Annotated in this window: 16 protein-coding genes; 6 read left to right on the top strand and 10 right to left on the bottom strand. The window is 44.4% G+C overall.

Annotated features, from left to right (window positions below; all coding sequences use genetic code 11):
• Positions 1 to 2 precede the first annotated feature (2 nt).
• Entirely contained in the window at positions 3 to 992 is a 990-nt protein-coding gene (locus OCU36_RS01935; protein ID WP_261838803.1) for a Gfo/Idh/MocA family protein, read from the top strand.
• 437 nt (positions 993 to 1,429) lie between these two features.
• On the opposite strand, the gene glmS is transcribed toward OCU36_RS01935, so the two are convergent.
• Together glmS and OCU36_RS01925 are read right to left on the bottom strand one after the other, a co-directional pair.
• Positions 1,430 to 3,262 carry a glutamine--fructose-6-phosphate transaminase (isomerizing) gene (gene glmS / locus OCU36_RS01930; protein ID WP_261838802.1) on the bottom strand — a complete coding sequence of 611 codons (1,833 nt, stop codon included), beginning with the start codon at positions 3,260 to 3,262 and terminating at the stop codon, positions 1,430 to 1,432.
• Between the two features lie 107 nt (positions 3,263 to 3,369).
• Positions 3,370 to 4,140 (bottom strand): DeoR/GlpR family DNA-binding transcription regulator, encoded by a 771-nt coding sequence (locus OCU36_RS01925; protein WP_261838801.1) that lies wholly within the window; start codon positions 4,138 to 4,140, stop codon positions 3,370 to 3,372.
• A gap of 430 nt (positions 4,141 to 4,570) precedes the next feature.
• On the opposite strand from OCU36_RS01925, the gene pykF reads away from it, so the two are divergent.
• The gene (gene pykF / locus OCU36_RS01920; protein WP_261838800.1) at positions 4,571 to 5,983 is read left to right on the top strand and encodes a pyruvate kinase PykF; all 1,413 of its coding nucleotides are present in this window, start codon (positions 4,571 to 4,573) and stop codon (positions 5,981 to 5,983) included.
• A 564-nt stretch (positions 5,984 to 6,547) separates the two neighbouring features.
• On the opposite strand, the gene OCU36_RS01915 is transcribed toward pykF, so the two are convergent.
• The 8 genes from OCU36_RS01915 to OCU36_RS01880 all read right to left on the bottom strand — a co-directional run bounded on the left by OCU36_RS01915 (position 6,548) and on the right by OCU36_RS01880 (position 19,925).
• Positions 6,548 to 8,428, bottom strand: a complete 1,881-nt coding sequence (locus OCU36_RS01915) for a sensor domain-containing diguanylate cyclase (protein ID WP_261838799.1) — start codon at positions 8,426 to 8,428, stop codon at positions 6,548 to 6,550.
• Between the two features lie 162 nt (positions 8,429 to 8,590).
• Positions 8,591 to 9,085, bottom strand: coding sequence for an acetolactate synthase small subunit (ilvN, locus tag OCU36_RS01910; RefSeq protein WP_261838798.1), 495 nt, complete (start codon positions 9,083 to 9,085; stop codon positions 8,591 to 8,593).
• A 1-nt stretch (position 9,086) separates the two neighbouring features.
• Positions 9,087 to 10,826 (bottom strand): acetolactate synthase 3 large subunit, encoded by a 1,740-nt coding sequence (locus tag OCU36_RS01905; RefSeq protein WP_261838797.1) that lies wholly within the window; start codon positions 10,824 to 10,826, stop codon positions 9,087 to 9,089.
• A gap of 460 nt (positions 10,827 to 11,286) precedes the next feature.
• The gene (locus OCU36_RS01900) at positions 11,287 to 13,095 is read right to left on the bottom strand and encodes an AMP-dependent synthetase/ligase (protein ID WP_261838796.1); all 1,809 of its coding nucleotides are present in this window, start codon (positions 13,093 to 13,095) and stop codon (positions 11,287 to 11,289) included.
• 200 nt (positions 13,096 to 13,295) lie between these two features.
• Positions 13,296 to 14,255, bottom strand: coding sequence for a transcriptional regulator LeuO (gene leuO, locus OCU36_RS01895; RefSeq protein ID WP_261838795.1), 960 nt, complete (start codon positions 14,253 to 14,255; stop codon positions 13,296 to 13,298).
• 569 nt (positions 14,256 to 14,824) lie between these two features.
• Entirely contained in the window at positions 14,825 to 17,932 is a 3,108-nt protein-coding gene (locus tag OCU36_RS01890; RefSeq protein ID WP_261838794.1) for an efflux RND transporter permease subunit, read from the bottom strand.
• Positions 17,929 to 19,266: an efflux RND transporter periplasmic adaptor subunit gene (locus OCU36_RS01885; RefSeq protein ID WP_261838793.1), complete on the bottom strand. Its 1,338-nt coding sequence runs from the start codon at positions 19,264 to 19,266 to the stop codon at positions 17,929 to 17,931. Before OCU36_RS01885 ends, OCU36_RS01890 begins: the two co-directional genes overlap by 4 nt.
• A complete protein-coding gene (locus tag OCU36_RS01880) occupies positions 19,266 to 19,925 on the bottom strand; it encodes a TetR/AcrR family transcriptional regulator (protein WP_261838792.1) in 660 nt (219 codons plus the stop codon). The genes OCU36_RS01885 and OCU36_RS01880 overlap by 1 nt, the downstream gene beginning before the upstream one ends.
• A gap of 568 nt (positions 19,926 to 20,493) precedes the next feature.
• On the opposite strand from OCU36_RS01880, the gene leuA reads away from it, so the two are divergent.
• The 4 genes from leuA to leuD all read left to right on the top strand — a co-directional run bounded on the left by leuA (position 20,494) and on the right by leuD (position 25,376).
• Complete coding sequence (gene leuA, locus OCU36_RS01875; RefSeq protein ID WP_261838791.1) at positions 20,494 to 22,041, top strand: 2-isopropylmalate synthase; 1,548 nt, start codon at positions 20,494 to 20,496, stop codon at positions 22,039 to 22,041.
• Between the two features lie 97 nt (positions 22,042 to 22,138).
• Positions 22,139 to 23,230, top strand: a complete 1,092-nt coding sequence (gene leuB, locus OCU36_RS01870) for a 3-isopropylmalate dehydrogenase (RefSeq protein ID WP_261838790.1) — start codon at positions 22,139 to 22,141, stop codon at positions 23,228 to 23,230.
• A 116-nt stretch (positions 23,231 to 23,346) separates the two neighbouring features.
• Entirely contained in the window at positions 23,347 to 24,759 is a 1,413-nt protein-coding gene (leuC, locus tag OCU36_RS01865; RefSeq protein ID WP_261838789.1) for a 3-isopropylmalate dehydratase large subunit, read from the top strand.
• Between the two features lie 14 nt (positions 24,760 to 24,773).
• Entirely contained in the window at positions 24,774 to 25,376 is a 603-nt protein-coding gene (gene leuD, locus OCU36_RS01860; RefSeq protein WP_261838788.1) for a 3-isopropylmalate dehydratase small subunit, read from the top strand.
• The last annotated feature ends 120 nt before the right edge of the window (positions 25,377 to 25,496 follow it).

The raw sequence follows: 25,496 nt of genomic DNA, 5'->3' as shown, positions 1-25,496 counted from the left end.
TAATGAAACTTGGAATCGTGGGTGCAGGCGGTATCGTAAAAGTCTGCTTAGAAGCACTTCTGAAGATTGATGAAATTACTGTGTCTGCGATCTGTGTTCTTGAAAAAGAGCGCCAGATTGCAGAAGAGCTCGCTGAGAAATACGCTATTGAAACGGTATACACCGATTACGATGACTTCTTGGCTGACGAATCAATCGATGCTGTGTATATTGGTATCATCAATAGCCTGCATTATGCGTTCACCAAAAAAGCGCTTGAAGCAAACAAGAACGTTATCTGTGAGAAGCCTTTTACATCGTTAGCGAGTGAAAGTAGAGAGTTGGCAAGTATGGCAGTGGAAAAGCGCTTGTACTTGTTTGAAGCCATCACACTGCTGCACTTTAGAAACTACCGATATGTTCAAGAAAAGATCGGTGAGCTTGGTGATATTAAACTGGTGCAGTGTAATTTCTCCCAGTTTTCGAGTCGCTACCCTCAGTACAAAGACGGCAATGTTCTTCCTGCTTTTAGTCCTGAGCTATCAGGTGGTGCCCTGTACGATTTAAATGTCTACAACATTCATTTTGTGATGGGGCTGTTTGGTACGCCAAGCGATGTGCACTACCTAGCGAATCAAGGGCACAACGGCATCGATACTTCGGGTATTTGCACCCTTAAATACCCTAGTTTCATCGCATCATGTGCAGCAGCAAAAGACTCAACTAGCCCAAACTTTGCCATTATTCAGGGTGAGAAAGGCTACATTAAGGTTGAAGGAGCGACAAACTTCTGCCCAAGAGTAACGTTTGTGTGCGGAGACCATACAGAAATGTTTGATGAAGCTGATCATGAGAATCACATGGTCGAAGAGTTTCAAGGCTTTGAGCGTCTGTTCCGAGAACAGGATCTGGAACAATGTTACCAACACCTAAACCATTCGGTTTCCGTGATGAACGTCATCGAGCAGGCACGATTAAGTGCAGGTATTGCCTTCTCTTGTGACGCCAAATAACTGCTCCTACCCCCGAACAGTTTTAGCAAAGCCCCAATTGGGGCTTTTTTTCGTTTCAAAAGTGGTCCCTGTTAATTTGTACTTAAATCTGACACAGTGGATGCGGGCGTTTTTTTTGGACTGATTGTCTAAGTTAAACCTAAGCTATTACTATACTCGATAACTGAGGTTAAGTTAGAGGCACCGCCTGTCCAAAACATTTCCCAAACTTAGCCCGACATTAGAAAAAATTGGGCAAATTCTTGCTGGATTCACCGGTCTCAAATCAAGATGACACGTTTTGGGGCAAAAACGCGCTAGAGCAAACAGCAAAAAGGCAGCGAGATCGAATCTTCGCTGCCTTTTTAGTATGATACTTTATCCCTTAGTATGACACTTTAATACTTAGTATGAGACTTTAATACTCTCGTACAATCTACTTCTCAGATAATCTAGACTTACTCAACCGTTACTGCTTTCGCAAGGTTACGAGGTTGGTCAACGTCGGTACCTTTGATTAACGCGACATGATAAGACAGCAGCTGCATCGGGACGGTGTAGTAGATAGGTGCTATTACCTCACTAACGTGAGGCATCTTGATGATCTTCATGTTCTCATCACTTTCAAAGCCAGCGTCTTCATCAGCGAATACGTAAAGTAGTCCACCACGAGCACGTACTTCTTCAACGTTCGATTTCAGCTTCTCTAGTAAGTCGTTGCTTGGTGCAATAACCACCACAGGCATATCGGCATCGATAAGCGCCAAAGGACCATGCTTAAGCTCACCCGCTGCGTATGCTTCTGCGTGGATGTAAGAGATCTCTTTCAGTTTAAGAGATGCTTCCATTGCGATTGGGTAGAACTCACCACGCCCCAAGAACAGTGTGTGGTGCTTATCAGCAAAATCGGGTGCTAGCGCTTCTATCTCTTTGTCAAACGCGAGTGCTTTCTCGATATCAGCAGGCAGTTGATGAAGTGCTTGAACGATCTCTGCTTCTTTCTGTTCATTGATGCGACCTTGTAGGCGACCCATTGACGTGACCATCATCAGCATTGCGGCGAGTTGAGTGGTGAAAGCTTTCGTCGAAGCCACGCCGATCTCTGTGCCTGCGCGAGTCATGAAGGCAAAATCAGATTCACGAACCAGCGAAGAACCCGCAACGTTACAGATGGTCATTGCTGACATGTAACCCTTCTCTTTTGCAAGACGAAGCGCAGCTAGCGTATCCGCGGTTTCCCCAGACTGAGACAGAGTCACCAGTAGGCTATTCGGGCGAACAACGAAATCACGATAGCGGAATTCAGAGGCGATCTCGACATCACAGCTTACACCAGCTAAAGACTCAAACCAGTAACGCGCTGCCATGCCTGAATTGTAAGACGTACCACATGCGATGATCTGCACATGTTCAACCTTGCTTAGGATCGCTTCCGCTTTAACGCCAATCGCGTTAGTGATAACTGATGAGTCAGAGATACGACCTTCCATCGTGTTGATTAACGCAGTGGGTTGCTCAAAGATCTCTTTCTGCATGAAGTGACGATATTGGCCTTTATCACCGGCATCGTGTTCTACGTTTGATTCAACAATTTCACGCTCAACACGCTCACCCACACTATCAAATACCGTTACATCACGACGAGTCACTTCAGCCACATCGCCCTCTTCTAGGTACATAAAGCGACGAGTGACGTTTAGCAGCGCTAACTGGTCAGAGGCAAGAAAGTTCTCACCGACGCCAAAACCGATCACAATAGGGCTACCAGAACGGGCCACAACAATACGGCTAGGATCTTTGCGATCAATAACAACCGTACCGTAAGCACCGTCTAACTGTTTTGCCGTTTTCTGTAGCGCTTCAAGCAAAGAAGCTGAAGTGCGACGTTCCCACTCCACTAAGTGAGCAATCACTTCGGTATCCGTTTGTGAAGTAAACACGTAGCCACGTTCTTGCAGCAGAGCGCGCAGTGCTTCGTGGTTTTCGATGATACCATTGTGTACCACGGCAATATCACCCGACATGTGTGGATGTGCGTTCGCTTCAGACGGTTCACCGTGTGTCGCCCAACGTGTATGAGCAATACCGGTACCGCCAATCACCTGTTGCTCTTCTACCGCGTCAGCGAGCTCTTGTACTTTACCTAGGCGGCGCACACGAGTTAGGTTCGATTCGGTATCAACAACAGCAACACCTGCTGAATCGTAGCCACGGTATTCTAGACGGCGAAGGCCTTCGACCAAGATTTCGGCGACGTCACGCTGTGCTACTGCACCAACAATTCCACACATAGTTTCACTCCATCAATGTTGTTTTATTCCTATTGGCAGCAAGCAAAGGCCATATCTTTATTAAGATCAATTATAGGAAGGGAAATGCATAATATTTAAATTTGTTTTTACGCTGGATCAGTCAGGATCACGCGAACATCATGTGATTCGATACTTGCTTTAGATTCTTCGCCCAAGTCTGTATCGGTAATTAAGATGTCAATGTGTTCCCATGCCAGCTCTAAGTTCGGGATCTTTCGTCCCACTTTTTCCGACTCAACCATCACGATCACTTCTCGTGATACTTCAGCCATTACTTTGCTCAGGCCAACCAGTTCGTTAAACGTGGTTGTGCCTCTATCAAGGTCGATACCATCAGCCCCAATAAATAGTTGGTCAAAATCGTAAGCACGCAACACTGACTCTGCGACTTTGCCTTGGAAAGAGTCCGAATGGGTATCCCACGTGCCGCCAGTCATCAATAACGTCGGCTCACTTTCAAGCTCATTAAGCGCATTCGCAACGTGCAATGAGTTGGTCATAACAACCAAACCACGCTTGGCATTAAGCTGCTGAATTAGGGCCCCCGTAGTACTACCACTATCGATCACAATACGGTTATGGTCGCGAATTAAATCTGCAGCGGCTTTTGCCAACAAAACCTTTCGATTCGAAACCTTATAACCCAACTCTTCGTTGACCACTTCTTTCGGTAACGAAATCGCACCACCATAACGGCGTAAGAGTTGACCGTTTGTTTCCAAAGACGCCAAATCCTTTCTAATAGTGACTTCAGAGGTTTCGAATTTAGCGGATAACTCATCAACACTAACCTCCCCCTTTTCGTTCACTAGCTGTGAAATTGCATGTCTTCTGAGCTGAGTGTTTCGTTTCGACATTTATAAAAGACCATAATGTTTCGATGTGAAACTTATTATAGTTACAACGAAACTATTTAGTCCATTTATTTCGATCCAAAAAATTAATAAATAGCGATAAAACCTTGTCCTAAGACAATTGTTAAGCCGTGATATTGAACTCATTAGGTGGTAGAATCCGCACCCGAAAAGAAAAAAAATTACAAAACTGACTGTTATTTTTTTGCAACTTACCCCCTATATAGTGGGGTAAGTCACAGAAAACCGATATTGAATCAAAATATTTTGGTCATAAAATGACTAAAATTGATGAAAGACTTACAACTCTGAAGGACATATTGGAAGTCCCGCGCTTTTACACAACAGGCACAAAATGTTGATGTAGCGGACCAATTCTTCAGAACTTAAATAAATTTGAAATTGTAACAATACTTACCGGAGAGTACCTTCCATGAAAAAGACCAAAATCGTATGTACGATTGGCCCTAAAACTGAATCTGTAGAGAAGCTAACTGAACTAGTAGATGCTGGCATGAACGTTATGCGTCTTAACTTCTCTCACGGTGATTTCGCAGAGCACGGCACTCGTATCGCGAACTTCCGTAAAGTAATGGAAAACAAAGGTGAGCAACTTGCTATCCTTCTAGATACTAAAGGTCCAGAAATCCGTACTATCAAACTTGAAGATGGTAACGACGTAGATCTAGTAGCTGGTCAAGAGTTCACTTTCACAACTGATGCTACAGTTGTTGGTAACAAAGACGTAGTAGCCGTAACTTACCTAGGTTTCGCGAAAGACTTATCTGCGGGTAACACGATTCTTGTTGATGACGGCCTGATCGAAATGGAAGTTATCGCAACCACAGACACTGAAGTTAAGTGTAAAGTTCTTAACAACGGTGCTCTAGGCGAAAACAAAGGTGTTAACCTTCCTGGCGTTTCTGTTCAACTTCCAGCGCTTTCTGAAAAAGACAAAGCTGACCTTAAGTTTGGCTGTGAGCAAGGCGTTGATTTCGTAGCGGCTTCTTTCATCCGTAAAGAAGACGATGTGAAAGAAATCCGTGAACTTCTAAACGCTAACGGCGGCGAGAGCATCCACATCATTTCTAAGATTGAAAACCAAGAAGGTGTAGATAACTTCGATTCAATCCTTGAAGCGTCTGACGGCATCATGGTTGCTCGTGGTGACCTAGGTGTTGAAATCCCAGCAGAAGAAGTAATCTTCGCTCAGAAGATGATGATCGAGAAGTGTAACCGCGCACGTAAGATGGTTATCACTGCAACTCAAATGCTTGACTCTATGATCAGCAACCCACGTCCAACTCGTGCTGAAGCGGGTGATGTTGCGAACGCAATCATGGATGGTACGGATGCAGTAATGCTTTCTGGTGAAACGGCTAAAGGTAAGTACCCAGTTGAAGCTGTGACTATCATGGCTCAAATCGCAAACCGTACTGATTCTGCTCTTAAAGCTGAACTGGGTTCTCGTCTAGACAGCCCACGTCTACGCATCACTGAAGCTGTATGTAAAGGCGCAGTGGATACAGCTGAAAAACTAGCTGCTCCTCTAATTGTGGTAGCAACTGACGGCGGCAAGTCTGCACGTTCAGTACGTAAGTACTTCCCAACAGCCAACATTCTAGCGCTGACGACTAACGCTAAGACTGCTGCACAGCTTGTACTAACTAAAGGTGTTAAGCCAGTTCTTGTTGATTCAATTGAAAGCACTGACGCTTTCTACATCAACGGTAAAGAGATTGCTCTACAATCAGGTCTAGGTAACAAAGGCGACATCGTAGTGATGGTATCTGGTGCCCTAGTTGCTTCTGGTACGACAAATACAGCATCTGTTCACGTTCTATAACAATGAACCGATTCGTATAAAATAGAAAAGAGGGCTTCGGCCCTCTTTTTTTTATGAAAAAAACGTTCCTAAATGGCCAATGCGCAGCGCCGTCAACATAAACAAAAGCGCACACCCTTTTGATTCACAGAACTACCACCCAAAAAACTCTTTGTGATGAGTATTGAGCAGCACAACCATAGGTAAAAAATACAACGCGCTAAGTTGAAAGCCAAGAACCGCTAATGCACCTATAGTTAACCTCACTAAAAAATCGACAAACATACCACGCCTCTTTTAACCAGACAGTATGATCCCTTAAACTCTTGCTTCAGCGAACTTCATGATGGCTGCCAGTCAAATTATTGATAAGGGCCAAACAGTATCGTCCTTTACATCGGCTCAACACTCTATTTTGTATAGGGCTTAGCGTGATGCAATCTGAAACAATGTCGTTTACTTATCATTTATTTTAGCTCAAATTAGTACCGACATTAGACTTTAGTCTAACTGTATGAATTTTGTGATATCGCTCGCTCAACAATGCGATTTCGAATAAAACATAGAAGCCGGATCGATAAAACGTTAAGCAACATCAGCATGACTTGGATACATAGAAACGGTATTACGCCCAGAAGATTTCGATTGATAGAGCCCAACATCCGCGCATTTGTATGAACGAGTAGTGTTACTCGTCAAATCCGTGAATCCGATGCTCACTGTTACTTTAGTGCCCGCGGTTAGCTCTATCTCAATGCGTAGGCGTTCCAGTATGCGCTTCGCTTCAGGCAATGAGGTATGCGGCATCAGGAGTGCAAATTCCTCGCCACCTACCCTAGCCACGAAATCGGTACTGCGAAGGCTGTTCTGTAAGAGCTGAGCAACACCCGCTATCACACGATCACCTTCATCGTGACCAAGCTCGTCATTAATTCGCTTAAAGTTATCGATATCAACCAAAGCCAAACAAGTCGTGGCCTCATTAGGGGAATGCTCAATCAATCGAGCGTAGTACGCTAACTGTTTTTCGAACTTTCTTCGGTTCCAAAGGTTGCTCAAAGAGTCTCTCTCACTTAAAAAACGTAGGCGAACTTCAAGCTGTTTTCTTACGGTAATATCCACTAAGGATGTTATATAGTAGCTGATCCTTCCGGCGTTGTTTTGAACCGCCTGAATTCTCATGATGGCAGTAAATGGAATGCGATATTTGTTCTTACACAGAACCTCTGCTTCCCATACTTCTTGCTCAAGGTTTTGCCAAATTGAGTCACTAGAAAGCTCCTGATCGGTGTTTTCCAGAAGTAACTGCAAGGCATTATGCCCGATGACTTGGCTTTTGCTGTAACCCGTCATATTTTCAAATTCGCTATTGATCATCATAGTTCGATGGTGCTTATCAGAGATCATCACGGCCGACATCCCGCTTAATGCAGCGCGTGCCAACTTACTCTCTAGACGTCGGCGTCGACAATGCGTCACAAAATAGGCAAACGGAAAGGCAAAAACCAGCACCGTAAACAGAACGATCATCTCTTCATGAACGAGATCATTCAGGTCACGCTCAGCTCGCTTCATCAGTTGCTCCTGATTAAGTTGAATCAGCAGATGAACCTTTTGATTGTTAGCGAGCGTAACCGTATTAAACGCAAACAAATTCCCATCTTCGAAAACATGTCCAGCCGGCTCATTCGACATCAATTCCCATGTCTTCGGTGCGATGTTCTTCAGGTTGTACGACTTTCTTTCTGGAATAGAGTCACCAAATAGCTTGCCGCTGTCGCTACTCGATATGTAATAGCCAGCCTCATTAAGTACTTCCGCTCTAAGATCATTATCCGGAGAAAAGCTAATACGTGACGATAAATCCATAATATCAAGGTTAATAACAAGATACCCCACTCGCTTACCTGCGGTTTCTACGGGGGTAAATACACGGATTGCAGGCATATAAGGGAAGGTTAACTCTCCATTCTCCGCATCAAGCTCAATCCCCCAACCACCAATCTGCTCGCTTTCTAGGTCTTGAGCGTGTTGGAAATAGTTGGAATCCGACTTATCTTGTAACTGTTGAGGGATCGTGACATTCCCTGTGTCTACAGAGTAATTGACTCGAACGCGTTCTTGACCAGTGGTGTCTAAAAGATAAATCTGTCGATACCATTTCTGATTAACAAGTACAGATTGCCAAACCTCTTCGAGTAAGCTTTTGGTTTGTTCAGATGGCGATATCGCAAAATTAACAAGGCTCTGACTGTGACTGAGCAACCCCATGACGGAGACCAATTGGGTCTTAATCAGGTCATAATCTCGTTTGGCATACACGAGCTGATGGACAGCTTGTATCGCCGAATAATCAAAACTCTGCTGTTTGACTTCTTTGTATCGCTGTAAGTAATAAAGAGCGACCGCTGAACAGAGTGTGATTGAGATGATCAGTAATGTTAAGATGGCTTTTTTGTTTCGCATTACTAGCTCGGGAAAAAAGAGAGTACCGATTATAGCACCCTAGAAAATGAACAAAATAAAAGCCGCTTTTAAAAGCGGCTTAGAAGCGACTAAAACACGTTATATTCGAAATAACCATTTCAAATAATCACCTTCAATTTACTCAATACTGGACGAGTCAACTTAGGCTTTTAAGGCTCGCTCACCTCGTGCGATCCCCACAACACCACTGCGAGCCACTTCAAGCACTTCGGTTACTTCAGATAAGGCTTGAATAAAAGCATCCAGCTTCTCACTGGTGCCCGCCATTTGAACGGTATATTGCGAAGCCGTTACATCGACTATCTGGCCACGGAAAATATCAGCGGTACGTTTCACTTCAGCACGAGCAAAACCGCTTGCTCGTACCTTGATCATCAACAATTCACGTTCGAGATGCTCAAACTCAGAAACCTCTTGTACCTTAAGTACATCAATCAGCTTGTGGAGCTGTTTCTGGATTTGTTCAAGCTGCATTTCGCTAGAATTAGTGGTCACGTTCAGACGAGAAAGCGTTGGATCATCCGTTGGGGATACATTCAAAGATTCGATGTTGTAGCCACGCTGAGAAAACAAACCAACCACTCGAGAAAGTGCACCAGGTTGGTTTTCCATTAATAGTGAAATGATGTGTCTCATATTATGTTCTCTCCGTTTTGCTTAGCCACATGTTATCCATACCCTCGCCTTTTATTTGCATTGGGTAAACGTGCTCGGTGTCATCAACACTGATGTCGACAAATACCAGACGATCTTTCATTGCTAATGCTTTTTCCAAGCCTGATTCCAATTCATCTGGAGATGAAATACGCATGCCAACATGACCATAAGCCTCTGCAATCGCCGCGAAATCAGGAACAGAGTCCATATATGAGTTAGAGTGACGACCTTGATAAACAATATCTTGCCACTGCTTTACCATTCCTAAGAAACGGTTGTTAAGGTTAATAATTTTAACCGGAATATTGTATTGCAACGCAGTTGATAGCTCTTGGATATTCATTTGGATACTGCCGTCACCAGTGACAACAACGACTTCTTCGTTGGGTTTGGCAAACTTAACGCCCATACCGGCAGGTAGACCAAAGCCCATCGTGCCTAAGCCACCAGAGTTAATCCAGCGACGTGGTTTATCGAACGGGTAGTATAGCGCAGCAAACATTTGATGTTGACCAACATCCGAAGCAACATAGGCATCGCCATTGGTTACTTTATACAGTGTTTCAATAACCTGCTGTGGCTTGATCCGCTCAGAAGATTTGTCATAGGCTAAACAATCGCGTTCTTGCCATTGCTGGATTTCACTCCACCAACTTTCCACCGCTTGTGCGTCATTGGTTCCACCTTGCTCAACCAGCAGATTCACCATGCTCTCTAGTACTTTTTCCGCAGAGCCAACAATCGGTAGATCTACTTTCACGTTCTTCGAGATAGAAGATGGATCGATATCAATGTGCATGATCTTCGCATCAGGGCAGTACTTGTCTAAGTTGTTGGTGGTACGGTCGTCGAAACGTACGCCAATACCAAAGATCAAGTCTGCATTGTGCATCGCCATGTTGGCTTCATACAAGCCATGCATACCCAACATACCCAAGGCGTTTTTATGGGTACCAGGGAAAGCGCCAAGCCCCATTAAGGTACTTACCACGGGTAAATTCAGTGCCTCTGCTAATTTTAACAGCGGCTTATCTGCCTCAGAAATTACCGCACCACCACCGACGTAAAGGACCGGTTTTTTCGCATCAAGAAGTGCTTTTAGTGCCTTTTTGATCTGTCCTTTATGACCCGTAAGCGTTGGATTATACGAACGCATTTTAATCGTTTCTGGGTAGTCATAAGGAAGCTTGATTTGTGGATTGAGAATATCTTTAGGCAAATCAATAACCACAGGACCAGGTCGTCCTGTCGTTGAAATATAGAATGCTTTTTTAACGACGTCTGGGATATCTTCCGCTTTCTTAACCAAGAAGCTGTGTTTAACGATAGGGCGTGATACCCCCACGATGTCACACTCTTGGAAGGCGTCGTTACCAATCAGGTTATTTGGTACGTTACCAGAAATAACAATCATTGGGATTGAGTCCATATAGGCCGTTGCAATACCAGTAACGGTATTGGTCGCACCAGGACCAGAACAGACCAGAACCACACCCGGCTTACCGGTAGAACGGGTATAACCATCAGCCATATGAGTAGCAGCTTGTTCGTGGCGTACTAATACGTGCTTAATTTCGTCGGTTTTAGCATGCAGTGCATCATAAATATCAAGTACAGATCCTCCTGGGTAACCAAAGATTTGTTCTACACCTTCTTCAATCAGAGACTGCACCACCATCTCAGCGCCAGATAACATTGCTGTTTCAGGTTTTGTTGTCATATTACTCTCCTCACCAGTTTCCAATCACATTTGGTGAACATGTTGGGCTGGTTTTACATAGTCTAGGGCTTATTCGTAGCCTAATTCGAAATATTTTCACTTTCTCGGCTATGACTGTCTGTCGTGATAACAACAATCAGTAATACGAAACAACTTTAACGCTTTATTATCACTCGGTCTAACACCCACTAACAAGCAATAGTGGAAACAACCAGCATCAAACAGACAACCATCAAACAAAAACCAAACAAAATCAAAAAGACAGCCTTAACAACTAGAAAGAGAATAAAAAAAAGCACTTAATAATAAAAAATTACATAATAAACCCATAGAAAGCGATCGTTGGGATGTGCGCTCTCGCACATTGCGATAAATCATCAGATATAAAAAATCCCCCTAAAAATGCAATCACATTCGTAGAGGGATTTTCAAACAACTGAGCATTTATCTCACCTAAAAACTACTTATCTTTAGGCTTTTCAGTATACATTTCTTCGATTTCATCTTGATACTTGTCGTTGATAACTTTACGACGCAATTTTTGAGTCGGTGTCAGTTCGCCATCATCCATAGAAAATGCTTTGGGTAACAGTTTGAACTTCTTCACTTGTTCAAACTTAGCCAACTCTTGTTGCAGCCCATTCACGCGCTTCTCCAGCATCTCCACAATTTGGTGATGCTTAATCAATTCAACGCGATCGTGATACTTAATATTCAGTTCTTTTGCATACTCTTCTAGCGAGTCATAACAAGGGACAATCAATGCAGAAACGAATTTGCGCGTGTCAGCAATAACGGCAATTTGTTCAATAAAGTGATCTTTACCGATCGCCCCTTCTACCACTTGCGGTGCAATATACTTGCCGCCTGATGTTTTCATCAACTCTTTAATACGATCGGTAATAAACAGGTTACCATTCTCATCAAAATGGCCCGCATCGCCAGTTTTTAGGAAACCATGCTCATCAAATGTTTTTTCAGTTTCTTCGGGCATTTTATAGTAACCGCGCATCACCATCGGGCCTCGGACAAGAATTTCATCCTTAGCACCAATTTTCACTTCTGCGCCCGGCATAGACATGCCGATAGAGTCAGGATTAAAACAACGATCATCCCAACATGACACCGTCGCCGTGGTTTCTGTCATGCCGTAGCCCAGTTTTACATTGATGCCAATAGCATGAAAAAAGCGACCAATGGTTTCATCAAGCTTCGCGCCACCACATGGCATGAAGTTGATGTTACCGCCGAGTAGAGCTCGCAGTTTAGATAGCACAAGCTTATCGGCTAGCGCATGACTTTTTTTCAGCATCAATGATGGTGTGCGCCCTTGTTGGTGACAAACCGAGAGTTTAGCTCCCATATTCACCGCCCAAGTAAATACCACCTTACGAAGAAATGGCGCTTTGGATACCTTCTCGTGAATCGCAGAGAAAATCTTCTCGTAAAAGCGTGGAACCGCACACATTACGGTTGGTTTCACATCACTTAGAGCATCACGTACTTGCATTGTGTCTTGCAAATAACAGTTGGTTGCACCTTTATAGAGAACGTAGAAAGTCCAAGCACGTTCAAATACGTGCGATAAAGGTAAAAAGCATAATGACACATCATCTTGGCTTAAGCTTAGACGCTCATCGTGCCCCTCTAACTGATAACCAATATTAGAGTAATCAAGCATGACACCTTTTGGCTGACCGGTGGTACCCGAGGTATAGATAAGAGTCAGTAAGTCGTCCATGCTTGCATCAGCAAGACGCACATCAAGTTCGGCTTGTTGTGCTTTAACGCCACGCGCCATGAAGTCATTCCAAGATACGGCAAAGCTGTGTCCTTGCAGGTCGATGTCATCTGACATAGCCACAACAATGTCTAGCTGCTCGCACTCTTCAAACAGGCTAACCGCCGCATCAAACTGAGATTGCTCACCGACAAATAAGACCTTCACATCGGCATTCTGAATGATATAAGAAGACTGCGCTGCAGTATTTGTTGGATAAATAGGCACTGTAACAAGACGAGCTTGTAAAGAGGCAAAATCGGCCACCGTCCACTGAGGCATATTATTTGAGAAGATACCGATCTTATCTTGAACTCTCAACTCTTGGGCTAATAGCGCTAATGAAAGCGTATCAATCTGCTGTCCAAACTGCTCCCAACTAATACCTTGCCATACATTGTCGACTTTGTGCTTCAACGCTGTACGGTTGCCACCTTGGGCTATTTGGTCACGAAGTCTTTTTACAATATGAAAATCTAAATAGGCCATCTCTTTACCTTTGGCTTACACCTGCAAGCTTTTTTGAGCGCACAAGTGTACCTTCGATCATAAAAAAGGCAACTGACGAAGTTCTAAGTTATCAGTAATAGTACATCTCACCTCGCATTTTATACTTTCCCCGATTGTTAACATAAAAAAGCCCTTAGCTAGAAACCTAGTTAAGGGCTTATAAATCATAGAATTAAGGCTTAGTTAAGAGCAACGACTTCGCCACAGATCATCATTAATTGATCTCGTAACCAAATGTGTCCTTTGTCCTTTTCACTTGATTCATGCCAACTTAGAAAGCCGGAAATCGCCGCATTATCGAATGGGAAATCCAGAATCTGTAGCTGCTCTTTGTTTGCTGCATGTTCTACCATCCAGCGAGGTGCAATCGTAACAAGTTCAGACTGACCGACAACGTAAAGAACGTTACTCAAGCTGGTACCTTCATAAAAAGGCATACAATCTAAGTCGCGGTAAGCCTGTTCAGAGAAGCTACGTTGACCATGAATACGAGACAGTTTTGCATGCTTTTCATTATGTAATTCTGCTGCTGTCACTTCACTGTTAATACGAGGGTGAAAAGCGGAAGCAACCACAACCAATTCATCTTGGAAAATTTCAGTGCTTGAGAAACCTTGTTCATCAAATCGAGCATAATCAATAACGAAGTCAATTTCTTGATAACGCATACGCTCAGAAAGTTGACGGTCAAACTCGGCATCCATATGCAGTTTAACGCTTGGTGCTTGTTCGTTGATTGTCGACATAATCTTAGGTGCAAAACGCATGTCACAAGGGCTGCAAATAGCCAGTTTAAACTGACGAGAAGATGACTCTGGAGAGAACACCGAACTTGGTAGTTCGTTGCGTACTAACTGTAGTGCTTGGCGAATTGGCCCAAACAACTGACGAGCACGTTGAGTCGGTTGAATACCACGACCTTGACGCATGAATAGTTCGTCATTAAACATCACTTTTAGGCGAGCCACAGCGTTACTTACGGCAGGTTGAGACATCCCCAAATTATGAGCGGCTCGCGTAATATTCTGTTCTTGCATTACTGCATCAAAGACAGTCAAAAGATTTAAGTCAACGCCACGCAAAGTGCTTTCCATTCTGTAGCTTGCAATAGCACTCATTGCGTCTTTTTTCTCTAACATTCAAGTAGCCTCTTGTCGATTCGACAGCATTAAATTGATAATTGTGAGGGAATAGATAACCAGTAATTCTTATATTTACCAGATCGATGATTCCTAACTTTCCATTACTATTAACCAATGCATCTCTAGCCACCAATAAGATTGATAAATAATCACTTAATTTTATATTTATATTAAACAAGATAATAAAAATCAAATACATAGCTATTTATAAAAAAATATAAAACGCCATTTTTATGAATTTTCCTGCGGTTAGTTTAACGATTGCCTCTTTTACTCATATCGTCCATCAACTATTGAGCCTATCTAGGTCATGCCTACCATTGATAAGCACGACTTATGCATCAGGTAGGTAATCCATAACAAGCAAAGTCTACTTTGCCGCAAAAATTTTTTCCTAAAGTCATCTTGATTCGCTCACTTATTGACTAAAATACCCATTGAACGCGTTTATTTTCCACGTGAATAACGGTGGATGAATAAGGCCCACGTCAAAATAAAGCAACTTTAGGCCGCTCTATTTGCTCGATGACTTTTCCGTCTTTAATATCCGCGAACAAACGTAGATTCTAGAGCGTGAGTGGCTGGTGCTTTTTCACCAAACCGAAATCAGCCAATATCGCGTAGGCCGCTGGAATCATAAATAGCACCAACAAAGTAGAAGCAAATATTCCAAAAACTATCGAGATCACCAAGGGTTGAATAACCTGAGCTTGTAAACTGGTTTCCGTTAACAAAGGCAGCAAACCTGCAGCAGTGGTCATCGACGTCAAAAATACCGCACGAAAACGCTCACGACTGGCTTTCACCACCGAATCATGCACACTGTCCCCTTCATCAATGTGATGACGTATATACTGCACCAACAAAATAGAATCATTAACCACTATACCTGCGAGTGATACAAAGCCCATCATGCTTGGCATACTCAAAGCGTGGCCAAGTATCCAGTGACCAACGACCACACCAATAAAAGCGAGTGGAATCGCCAACATCACGACCACAGGCTCTAAGTAGCTTCTGAACTGGTAGCTAAGAATCGCAAATACGCCGAATAAGCCGAGCAAGAATCCTTTGCCCATCGAGGTTCCAGTCTTAGCCGTATCCTTGGTCTCCCCTTCGAAATCAAAACGCAACCCCGGGTATTTTTTCGTTAGCTTGGCTGCTTCCTCTTTTTGGAACTGAGCTAAAATCGCTGAAGAACTGGCCTTCTTATTATCAATATCACCAAAGATACTGATCGTTCTCATCCCATCAATGCGCTGGATTCGTACGTAGTTACGTTGAAAATCCAATGTCGCTAAAGTCGCTAACGGGATCTGACTGCCATCAGGAGTTATGATCGGGAAGTTGGCCAGTTGCTGTAAATCCCCTGCTTGCTTTTTATTAAGGCGAACCTCAATCGAAATATTTTCAGCCCCAATTTGAATCTCATCCGCCGTTTGCCCAAAGAAAGCCGCTCGTAACTGAGACGCAATCATCTGGCCATTCACATTGTAGGTTTCAGCTCCAGAGCGCAGCTTCACCAAGATCTCTTCTTTACCCATGCGCATGTCATCAAGCACGCCATGCACCCCATCAAACTGATTAAGGTACTCCTGAATATCCAAAGAAGCAGATTTCAACGCACTCAGGTCATCGTGTTTGGCGCGGATCTCGATAGCACGACCGCCCGGCCCCATGGTCGGTTGCTTGAACACCAACGAAATCGGATCCGCTAAGTCGCCAATATCCTCTCGCCATGCATCAAGGAAGTCATCGATAACCGTATTACGGCTCTCTGCTCCGCGCAAATCTAAGCGAACTGTGGCTAAGTGCGGGCCAGACTCATTGGCATCAGCGTTGGCATTGAATTGGCTGGTGATATGCTCGACCAGTGTATTACCTTCCTCAACCTCTTCGCTCCATTGCTTGTTCAAACGCTCAGCCGACGCAACAATTTTATCGACCACTTTTTCAGTTTGAGACAATGATGCGCCCGGCGGAAGAATGATACGCGCCTCGGCAATATCACCATCCAGTTCAGGGAAAGGTTGGAACTTAACAACACCACCAGCAATCAAGGCGACCGAAAGTAACAACAACGTTATTACTCCCCCCATAAAGGCATAACGAAATGTCACGACTTTCTCAACCATGTTCATCAAAGTGGTATTACGAAAGTTCTCGAATTTCTCAAGTAACACAACCTTAAAGCGCAGCGCTGGCTTGTCATTTTTTTCTTTGTGTAAAGAATGGGATAGGTGATTAGGTAGAATCAGGAAGGCTTCAATCAAGCTCAACGACAGCACCAAAATCAAGACTTGAGGAACAGCCTTAAGCACCGCGCCCATCTCGCCATCAAGAAACAGTAAGCTACCGAAAATACACACCGTGGTTAGGAAAGAAGACAGTACTCCGGGAAGCACTTTGTTAACGCCGTTGTACACCGCATCATCTACGCTCTGCCCCCGGTCTAAATGGGACGCTATCGATTCGGCGATAACGATGGCGTCATCCATCATAATACCGATTGCCATCAACAACCCGACTAATGACATAATGTTGATCGACAAACCAAGGTTGGCCATTAAGAACAGACCACCAAGGAAGGCCACCGGCAACCCCGCCGCCACCCAAAACGAATAACGTAAGCTGAAGAACAGCCACATGGTTGCGAAAACCAGCACAATACCTTGCCAGCCATTGCTCACCATCATGGTTAGACGATCCCAAAGTACAGAAGAGAGATCGTTGGTCATTTGTAGCGTCACGCCATCAGGGGCAATCGCGCTTTGATCCTCAACGAATCGCGTTACGTTCTCTTTGATTCGCAGCGCATCGTCTTCTTTGTTTTTACTGATCTTAAGCAGCGCCGAAGGCTTGCCATCAAATAACACCTTCTGTTCATCCAACTCAAAGCGGTCGGTTATTTTGGCTATGTCCCTTAAACGGATCACTGAGCCATTCGGCGCCGATCCAACCACGATACTTTCCAGCTCAACCGGTGTAATTCGTCTTTCGTCAAACCGAATCAGGAAGTTTTTGTCTGGCGTTTCAACGTTACCACTCGGTAGTTTTACATTTTGACGGCCAATTTGATCGGCGATATCTCCAACACTTAAGCCCAACTGACGAATGGCTTGAATATCCAGTTCTACACGATACTGATGAGCAGAAAAACCACTGACTTCCACCAAAGAAACATCGTAGTCACGCTTCATGGTGCGCTTAAGATCTTCCGCGTACGCCTTAAGTTCCGGCCAAGAGGTTTCAGCGGTAATAGCAACATCAACAACCGGTTCGTTCCAATCCAGTTCTTTGACAACTGGGGATTCAATCTCAGTTGGAAAGTCATTGATCGAGTTAATCTGAGTTTGTACGTCCACCAGCATTCGGCCAATATCCGCTTTCTCATTGAGTTTCAGAATGAGCCGTGCACTGCCTTCAGTCGCCTCACACTTTGTCTCTTCAATGTTAGCTAACCCATCGACGGCATCTTCCATTCGCACACACAAGCTCTCTTCCACTTCTTGTGGTGATGCTCCGGGATACACGATTGCAGCCATAATATAAGGCGGGTCATAGGCAGGAAAGGTTTCACGTTTGATGGTTGATAGTGAGCTTATACCCAAGATCAACAACCCAAGCATCAACAAATTGGCAGCAGTTGGATGTCGAGAGAAAAACCGTATCATAGAGAACTCTCTTGCTTATCATCAACCAAACCAATAGTTTCAGGGACAGATTCTTTGAGTAGCATGCCTTGAATCGCAGGCAGAACATCATTAAGAATTAACTTATCCCCCTCATGCAACTCACCATCCACGATAACTTGGTTATCTCGGCGATAAAGCACTTCAACACTCACCACTTGCAAGTGCTGACTGTCATCCATCAGGTAAACCTTATCACCGTGCAGTGCTCGCTCTGGAACCACCCAACTCAGATTAGCGACACCTTCAATCTCAGCTTTGACAAACATGCCGTTGACCAGAGGCGTTGCGCTGTCAGGTTGTAATTGCGAGTAATCTTGAGCGATCTCGAGAATAATCCCCGCCGTGGCTTGCTTTTCATCAACCGTTTCGCTAATTCTTGCCACCTTCGCAGGCCAGCTAAGGTTCAGGTTGCCACTGCTCAACTGAATACTCGCCTTAATCGGAGCTTCATAAAGATTAGGGATACCTGTGGCATCACGAGGAAATTGAACAAAACTTGAGACTAAGGTTTGCATATCGTGAATAGAAAGTTGTGCCTCCACTTCCATGACATTAATCCCGTGAGCCACAAACATTTCTTGCTGAAGATTAACGACTTGATTTTGTTCGATATCAACCTGAGCAATTCGCATCGTTCTCGGCAAGGTCACGATCGTCTTGTCCAAAGAGCGTTGCGCCTCTTTAACTTTAGATTCATTCACTTTAATCACCGCTTCCGCGACGCGCTTTTCGTCGGGTATCAAAGCCATTTGGTTAGTAATGTCCAACACTAGCTTCTGCTGAGACAACGCGCTTTGTTGTTGGAGATCGACATCAGACTGAGAAGTCAGCCCTTTCTTACGCAGATCCTGCTTACGCTGTAGCTCTTTATTGCTGATCACTAAGCGATTCTTTTCGATCTTAAGAGTCTGATTGAGGTTATCTTCTTCTTGATTCAATTTCGCTAGCGAAGTTTGGCTTGATGTTAGATCCGCCTCTGCTTGTATCAATTTCAATTCGTAATCCAATGGATCAACCTTGAGCACGACCGTTCCCGCAGGGATCACCTGGCCTTTTTCAAGATCTGGATGTCGATACACGATTTGTCCAGTCACCTCAGCAATCGCTTTCCATTCGACTTTCGGCACCACTTTGCCAAAGCCAACCACTAACGGCGCTATCAGTTGTTGCTCTAGGCTTACGGTATCAACTAAGCGGGCTCTATCACCCGCAGGTTTGGTTGGAAGATCCGGTTTCAAGTTAATCGCGACGACAAGGCCAATAACACCAACCGCAAGTGCTGGAAAGAAGAGGCGTTTTTTATTTATTTTCATTATCTTTGTTCCTGCACGGAAGAAGGGCTCGGTGCGTTGATAAAGCCTTCGGTCATCAGTTGAATGTTGTGTTCGATTAAACGATTAAGAAATTCTTCATTAATCTCAATACCATGGATTGCCAATAAAGGCGGCGGAGCGATGAAAGGAAACACCATCAAGCTTACGTACGAAACACGGCACAATGTTGGATCCATGTTCTGTTTTAAGATGCCTTGTTCAACCAACTTTTCAAAAATGACATCTTGGGCTGGCTTGGCGACATCGAGGAAAACCTTTTCGAGCAACTCTCTTTGCACTTCAGAGGGAGGCATATTCATCACTTGGGCAATCAAGCGTGGAAACTTCGGCACCTTGACCATCTCTTTGTAGTAAGTCCGCATTAAATCAAGAAAGTTCTCATGACTGCTTTCTTCAACCAATCTTTGCATCTGCAATTGCATCGGTCGTAAGGTTTCACGTAGCATCGCTTCAAACAACCCGGCCTTACTGCCAAAGTAATAACGGATCATCGCAATGTTGACACCTGCACGCTCAGCAATCAGGCGCGTCGAGACCTTGTCGTACGGCTGAACAACAAACAGATCGCGAGCATGCTCAACCAATAACTGTCGAACATCTAAGTTCTTTTGAGGTCGCCCCGCTTTTCGTGCCGTCATGGCAGAAATCCATCTCTATAATTAATCATCTGATTAATTATAGAGATAAACAGGCGTAACAATAGAAGATTAATTACTCACTATTTAATCAATTGATTAATTAATGGGGTTACGCTTGTGATTTTTGGGGTGAATCGTTCCATCAAAAAGATTTACTACAAAGTTTTAACCTGCACATAAGCCAAACGATAAACTAACCCCCCAATACAAAACCACCAATCAGATGATTTAGCCAACAAAGCAATGTAAAGCAGCATAAACCAAAACAAAACGTTGCCAATGCACGCTGATATTGGATTTTCTTGTTTGACGCTCAGAATAAATTGCGGTAAATATGGTGTTAACAGTTTATTTACGGATATTTGTGTCATGATTTTTTCTTCTTCTCGACTTCTGAAACTACTCCTTATCGTGAACCAATCGCGCGGGTAAGTTGTGGGTCAAGAACGACACAAATATTAAAACCCGCACTAAGCGGGTTTTTTTGTAACTGCCACTTTTAAAAGAACATCATTCTTAATAATAATTTGGATAGCAATCGATTCATTATCGATATAAGGAAGCACCCATGAACGATCAAGTAATAATTTTTGATACGACCTTACGTGATGGCGAGCAAGCGTTGGCAGCAAGCCTTACGGTAAAAGAGAAGTTACAGATCGCTTATGCACTTGAGAGACTGGGTGTCGATGTTATCGAAGCGGGTTTCCCAGTCTCATCGCCAGGCGATTTTGAGTCAGTACAAACCATTGCTAAGAACATTAAAGACAGTCGTATCTGCGCCCTTTCTCGCGCCGTAGCGAAAGATATCGACGCGGCTGCAGAAGCACTAAAAGTCGCCGAGCAGTTTCGTATTCACACCTTCATTTCAACATCAACGGTTCATGTACAAGACAAATTACGCCGTAGCTACGACGACGTGGTAGAAATGGCCGTTAAAGCCGTGAAACACGCTCGTAACTATACGGACGATGTTGAATTCTCTTGTGAAGATGCCGGACGTACGCCAATTGATAACCTATGTCGCATGGTTGAAGCGGCAATTAACGCAGGCGCAAAAACCATCAACATTCCTGACACCGTTGGCTACACTGTTCCGAATGAGTTTGGTGGCATTATCCAAACACTATTCAATCGCGTACCAAACATCGACCAAGCGATCATCTCGGTTCACTGCCATGATGATTTGGGCATGTCCGTTGCAAATTCAATTGCGGCTGTACAAGCTGGTGCTCGCCAAATTGAAGGTACGATCAATGGGATAGGTGAACGCGCGGGTAACTGTTCTTTAGAAGAAATTGCGATGATCATCAAAACGCGTCAAGAGCTTTTAGGTGTCCATACCGGTTTAAATCATCAAGAAATTCACCGTACCAGCAAATTGGTTAGCCAACTTTGCCACATGCCAATCCAGGACAATAAAGCAATCGTAGGTGCGAATGCATTTAGCCACTCCTCAGGTATTCACCAAGATGGCATGCTTAAAAACAAGAACACTTACGAGATCATGACTCCCGAGTCGATTGGTTTGAAGAATAAAGCACTCAACCTAACCAGTCGCAGTGGTCGTGCTGCCGTCAAGAGCCACATGGATGCAATGGGTTATAAAGACAATGAGTACAATCTAGATTCATTATACGAAGACTTTTTGAAGCTGGCTGATCGTAAAGGCCAAGTGTTCGATTACGACTTAGAAGCATTAATGCACTTCGCAAATCTACGAGATGAAGACGACTTCTATAAACTTAACTACCTAAGCGTACAATCTGGTAGTGTAATGTCGACCACCAGTATCAAGCTGCAATGTGGTGATGAAGAAAAATGCGAAGCGGCTGTCGGTAATGGTCCGGTTGATGCTTTGTATCAATGCATCTATCGCCTAACAGGTTACGACATCGCATTGGATAAATTCGATCTGACCGCGAAAGGCGAAGGTGAAGATGGCTTAGGACAAGCGGATATTATTGCTAATTATAAAGGCCGTAAATACCATGGTACGGGCGTTTCTACCGATATTGTTGAAGCCTCTGGTCAAGCACTATTGCACGTTATTAATAGCATTCAACGCGCAGACACCATCGAAGAAATAAAGCAGCAAAAAATTGTGACCGTTTGATCACACAATAACAGAGCCCTAGAGCCAATGTTGTTGGCTTTAGGGACAAAATTTAAAACGAGCTAATGAGCTCAGCAACAAGAATTAAAGGATTAACATGACTGATAAATCATACAAAATTGCCGTACTACCTGGCGATGGCATTGGCCCAGAAGTAATGCAACAAGCACATAAAGTGCTAGACGCGATCGAAAAGAAGCACGCGATTCACTTTTCTCGCGAAGAGTATGATGTTGGTGGTATTGCGATTGATAACCACGGCTGCCCGCTTCCAGAAGCGACAGTAAAAGGTTGTGAAGAGTCTGATGCGGTACTGTTTGGCTCGGTTGGCGGTCCCAAATGGGAACACCTTCCACCAAACGACCAACCTGAGCGTGGTGCTCTACTACCTCTACGCAAACACTTCCAACTTTTCTGCAACCTACGCCCGGCACAAATTCACAAGGGTTTAGAGTCTTTCTCCCCACTTCGTGCTGACATCTCTGAGCGCGGTTTTGACATCGTTGTTGTACGTGAGCTAACTGGCGGTATCTACTTCGGCCAACCTAAAGGTCGCGAAGGTGAAGGCGCGACAGAAAAAGCCTTTGATACCGAGGTTTATCACCGTTACGAAATCGAACGTATCGCAAAAATTGCGTTTGAATCTGCCCGTCTACGTAACAAAAATGTTTACTCAATTGATAAAGCGAACGTCCTACAAAGCTCTATCTTATGGCGCGAAGTCGTAGAAGAGATCGCAAAAGACTACCCCGATGTGACACTAAACCACATGTACATCGACAACGCGACCATGCAGCTAATCAAAGATCCATCTCAGTTTGACGTCATGCTATGTTCGAACATCTTTGGTGACATCATCTCTGATGAGTGCGCAATGATCACAGGCTCTATGGGCATGCTTCCTTCTGCAAGTTTGAACGAAAGCAACTTCGGTCTATACGAGCCCGCGGGCGGCAGTGCACCAGACATCGCAGGTAAGAACATCGCGAACCCAGTCGCACAGATTCTTTCAGCTGCGCTAATGCTGCGTTACAGCCTAGGCGAAGAAACGGCAGCACAAGACATCGAGTCCGCGGTTTCTAAAGCACTTTCAGCAGGCGAGCTAACCGCTGACCTTGCAGGTAACAACCAAGCACTGACGACCTCAGAAATGGGTGACAAGATCGCTGAGTACATCTTAGCGTCATAAACTGGATGCTCTGATAAGAAGCCAGTACATAAAATAATATCAAGCCAAGTCAGCTTAAACAGCACGACTTGGCTAGAAACAAACACTGGGACGGATGCTCCCAAGGAAGAAAAGCTATGTCGACAAACCAGCAAGCCAAAACCTTATACGAAAAAGTGTATGACGCGCACGTTGCAGTAGCAGCAGAAGGTGAAAACCCGATTCTTTATATCGATCGCCACCTTGTCCACGAAGTGACATCACCTCAAGCCTTTGATGGCTTACGTGAAAAAGGCCGTAAAGTTCGCCAAGTTAGTAAGACTTTTGCGACCATGGATCACAACGTATCGACCCAAACTAAAGACATCAACGCATCTGGCGAGATGGCTCGTATCCAAATGGAAACGCTATCGAAGAACTGTGAAGAGTTTGGTGTCACGCTTTACGACCTAAACCACAAATACCAAGGTATTGTGCACGTAATGGGCCCAGAGCTAGGCATTACGCTACCGGGCATGACCATCGTATGTGGTGATTCACACACTGCGACACACGGTGCATTTGGCTCACTAGCATTTGGGATCGGTACTTCAGAAGTTGAGCACGTTCTAGCGACTCAAACGCTAAAACAGGCACGTGCGAAAACCATGAAGATCGAAGTTAAGGGCAAAGTTGCTCCGGGTATTACAGCCAAAGATATCGTGCTAGCGATCATCGGTAAAACAACGGCTGCCGGTGGTACTGGCTACGTGGTTGAATTCTGTGGTGAGGCCATTACCGACCTTACGATGGAAGGGCGTATGACAGTATGTAATATGGCGATCGAGCTAGGTGCAAAAGCGGGTTTAATTGCGCCTGATGCTACAACATACGAATACATTAAAGGCCGTAAGTTCTCTCCACAAGGCGAAGACTTAGAAGCAGCAATCGAATATTGGAATACCTTGAAAACTGATGCTGACGCAACCTTCGATGCGGTTGTCACGCTAGAAGCTGCTGATATCAAACCACAAGTTACTTGGGGCACGAACCCAGGTCAGGTTATCTCAGTAGACACACCAATCCCAGCACCAGAAAGCTTCGCTGACCCAGTAGAAAAAGCGTCGGCTGAAAAAGCGCTGGCTTACATGGGTCTTGAAGCAGGCAAATCTCTATCGGATTACAACGTTGATAAAGTGTTCGTTGGCTCTTGTACAAACTCTCGTATCGAAGACATGCGTGCCGCCGCCGCGGTTGCGAAAGGTCGCCAAGTCGCAAAACATGTACAGGCATTGATCGTTCCAGGTTCAGAACAAGTGAAAGCACAAGCTGAAGCTGAAGGCCTAGATAAGATCTTCATCGAAGCAGGCTTTGAATGGCGCCTACCGGGTTGCTCTATGTGTCTTGCGATGAACAACGACCGTTTAGGTCCACAAGAGCGCTGCGCATCTACATCAAACCGTAACTTTGAAGGTCGCCAAGGCCGTGATGGTCGTACGCACCTAGTTAGCCCAGCCATGGCAGCCGCAGCGGCAATCGCTGGCCACTTTGTCGATATTCGTGAACTTTAATTAGAGGATTTAACATGTCAGGTTTTCAACAACACACCGGATTAGTCGTTCCTCTAGATACGGCCAACATCGATACAGATGCGATCATCCCAAAGCAGTTTCTACAGAAAGTAAACCGCATCGGTTTTGGTAAGCACTTGTTCCACGACTGGCGCTTCCTTGATGACGCAGGCCAACAGCCAAACCCTGAATTTGTGATGAACAAAGCTCGCTACCAAGGCGCTTCGATTCTTCTCGCTCGTGAAAACTTCGGTTGTGGCTCATCTCGTGAACACGCACCTTGGGCGCTTGCCGATTACGGTATCCAAGTAATGATTGCACCTAGCTTTGCCGACATCTTCTACGGTAACTCGATCAACAACCAAATGGTGCCAGTTCGATTGACTGAGCAAGAGGTGGATGAGCTATTCCAATTCGTCGAAGCGAATGACGGTGCAGAAATCACGGTTGATCTAGAAGCAATGAAAGTGAGCGCGAATGGCAAAGAGTACTCGTTTGAAATTGATGAGTTCCGTCGTCATTGCTTACTGAATGGTTTAGATAATATCGGCCTGACACTTCAACACGCCGATAAGATCTCAGAGTTTGAAGCTAAGATTCCTAGCTTCCTAAAATAATCAGACATTTCTGAATAAATCTAAAGGTTGGCCAGTGCCAACCTTTTTTATTTAGCTGAATATATTGATTAGACTTAACTCTGTAATTTAACTGAAGAACCATGAAAGAAAATCGTAAAG

Source organism: Vibrio artabrorum, from assembly GCF_024347295.1.
Lineage (GTDB): Bacteria > Pseudomonadota > Gammaproteobacteria > Enterobacterales > Vibrionaceae > Vibrio > Vibrio artabrorum.
Note: the sequence above shows the minus strand (reverse complement) of the source record. Positions and strands in the feature narration are given on the sequence as shown.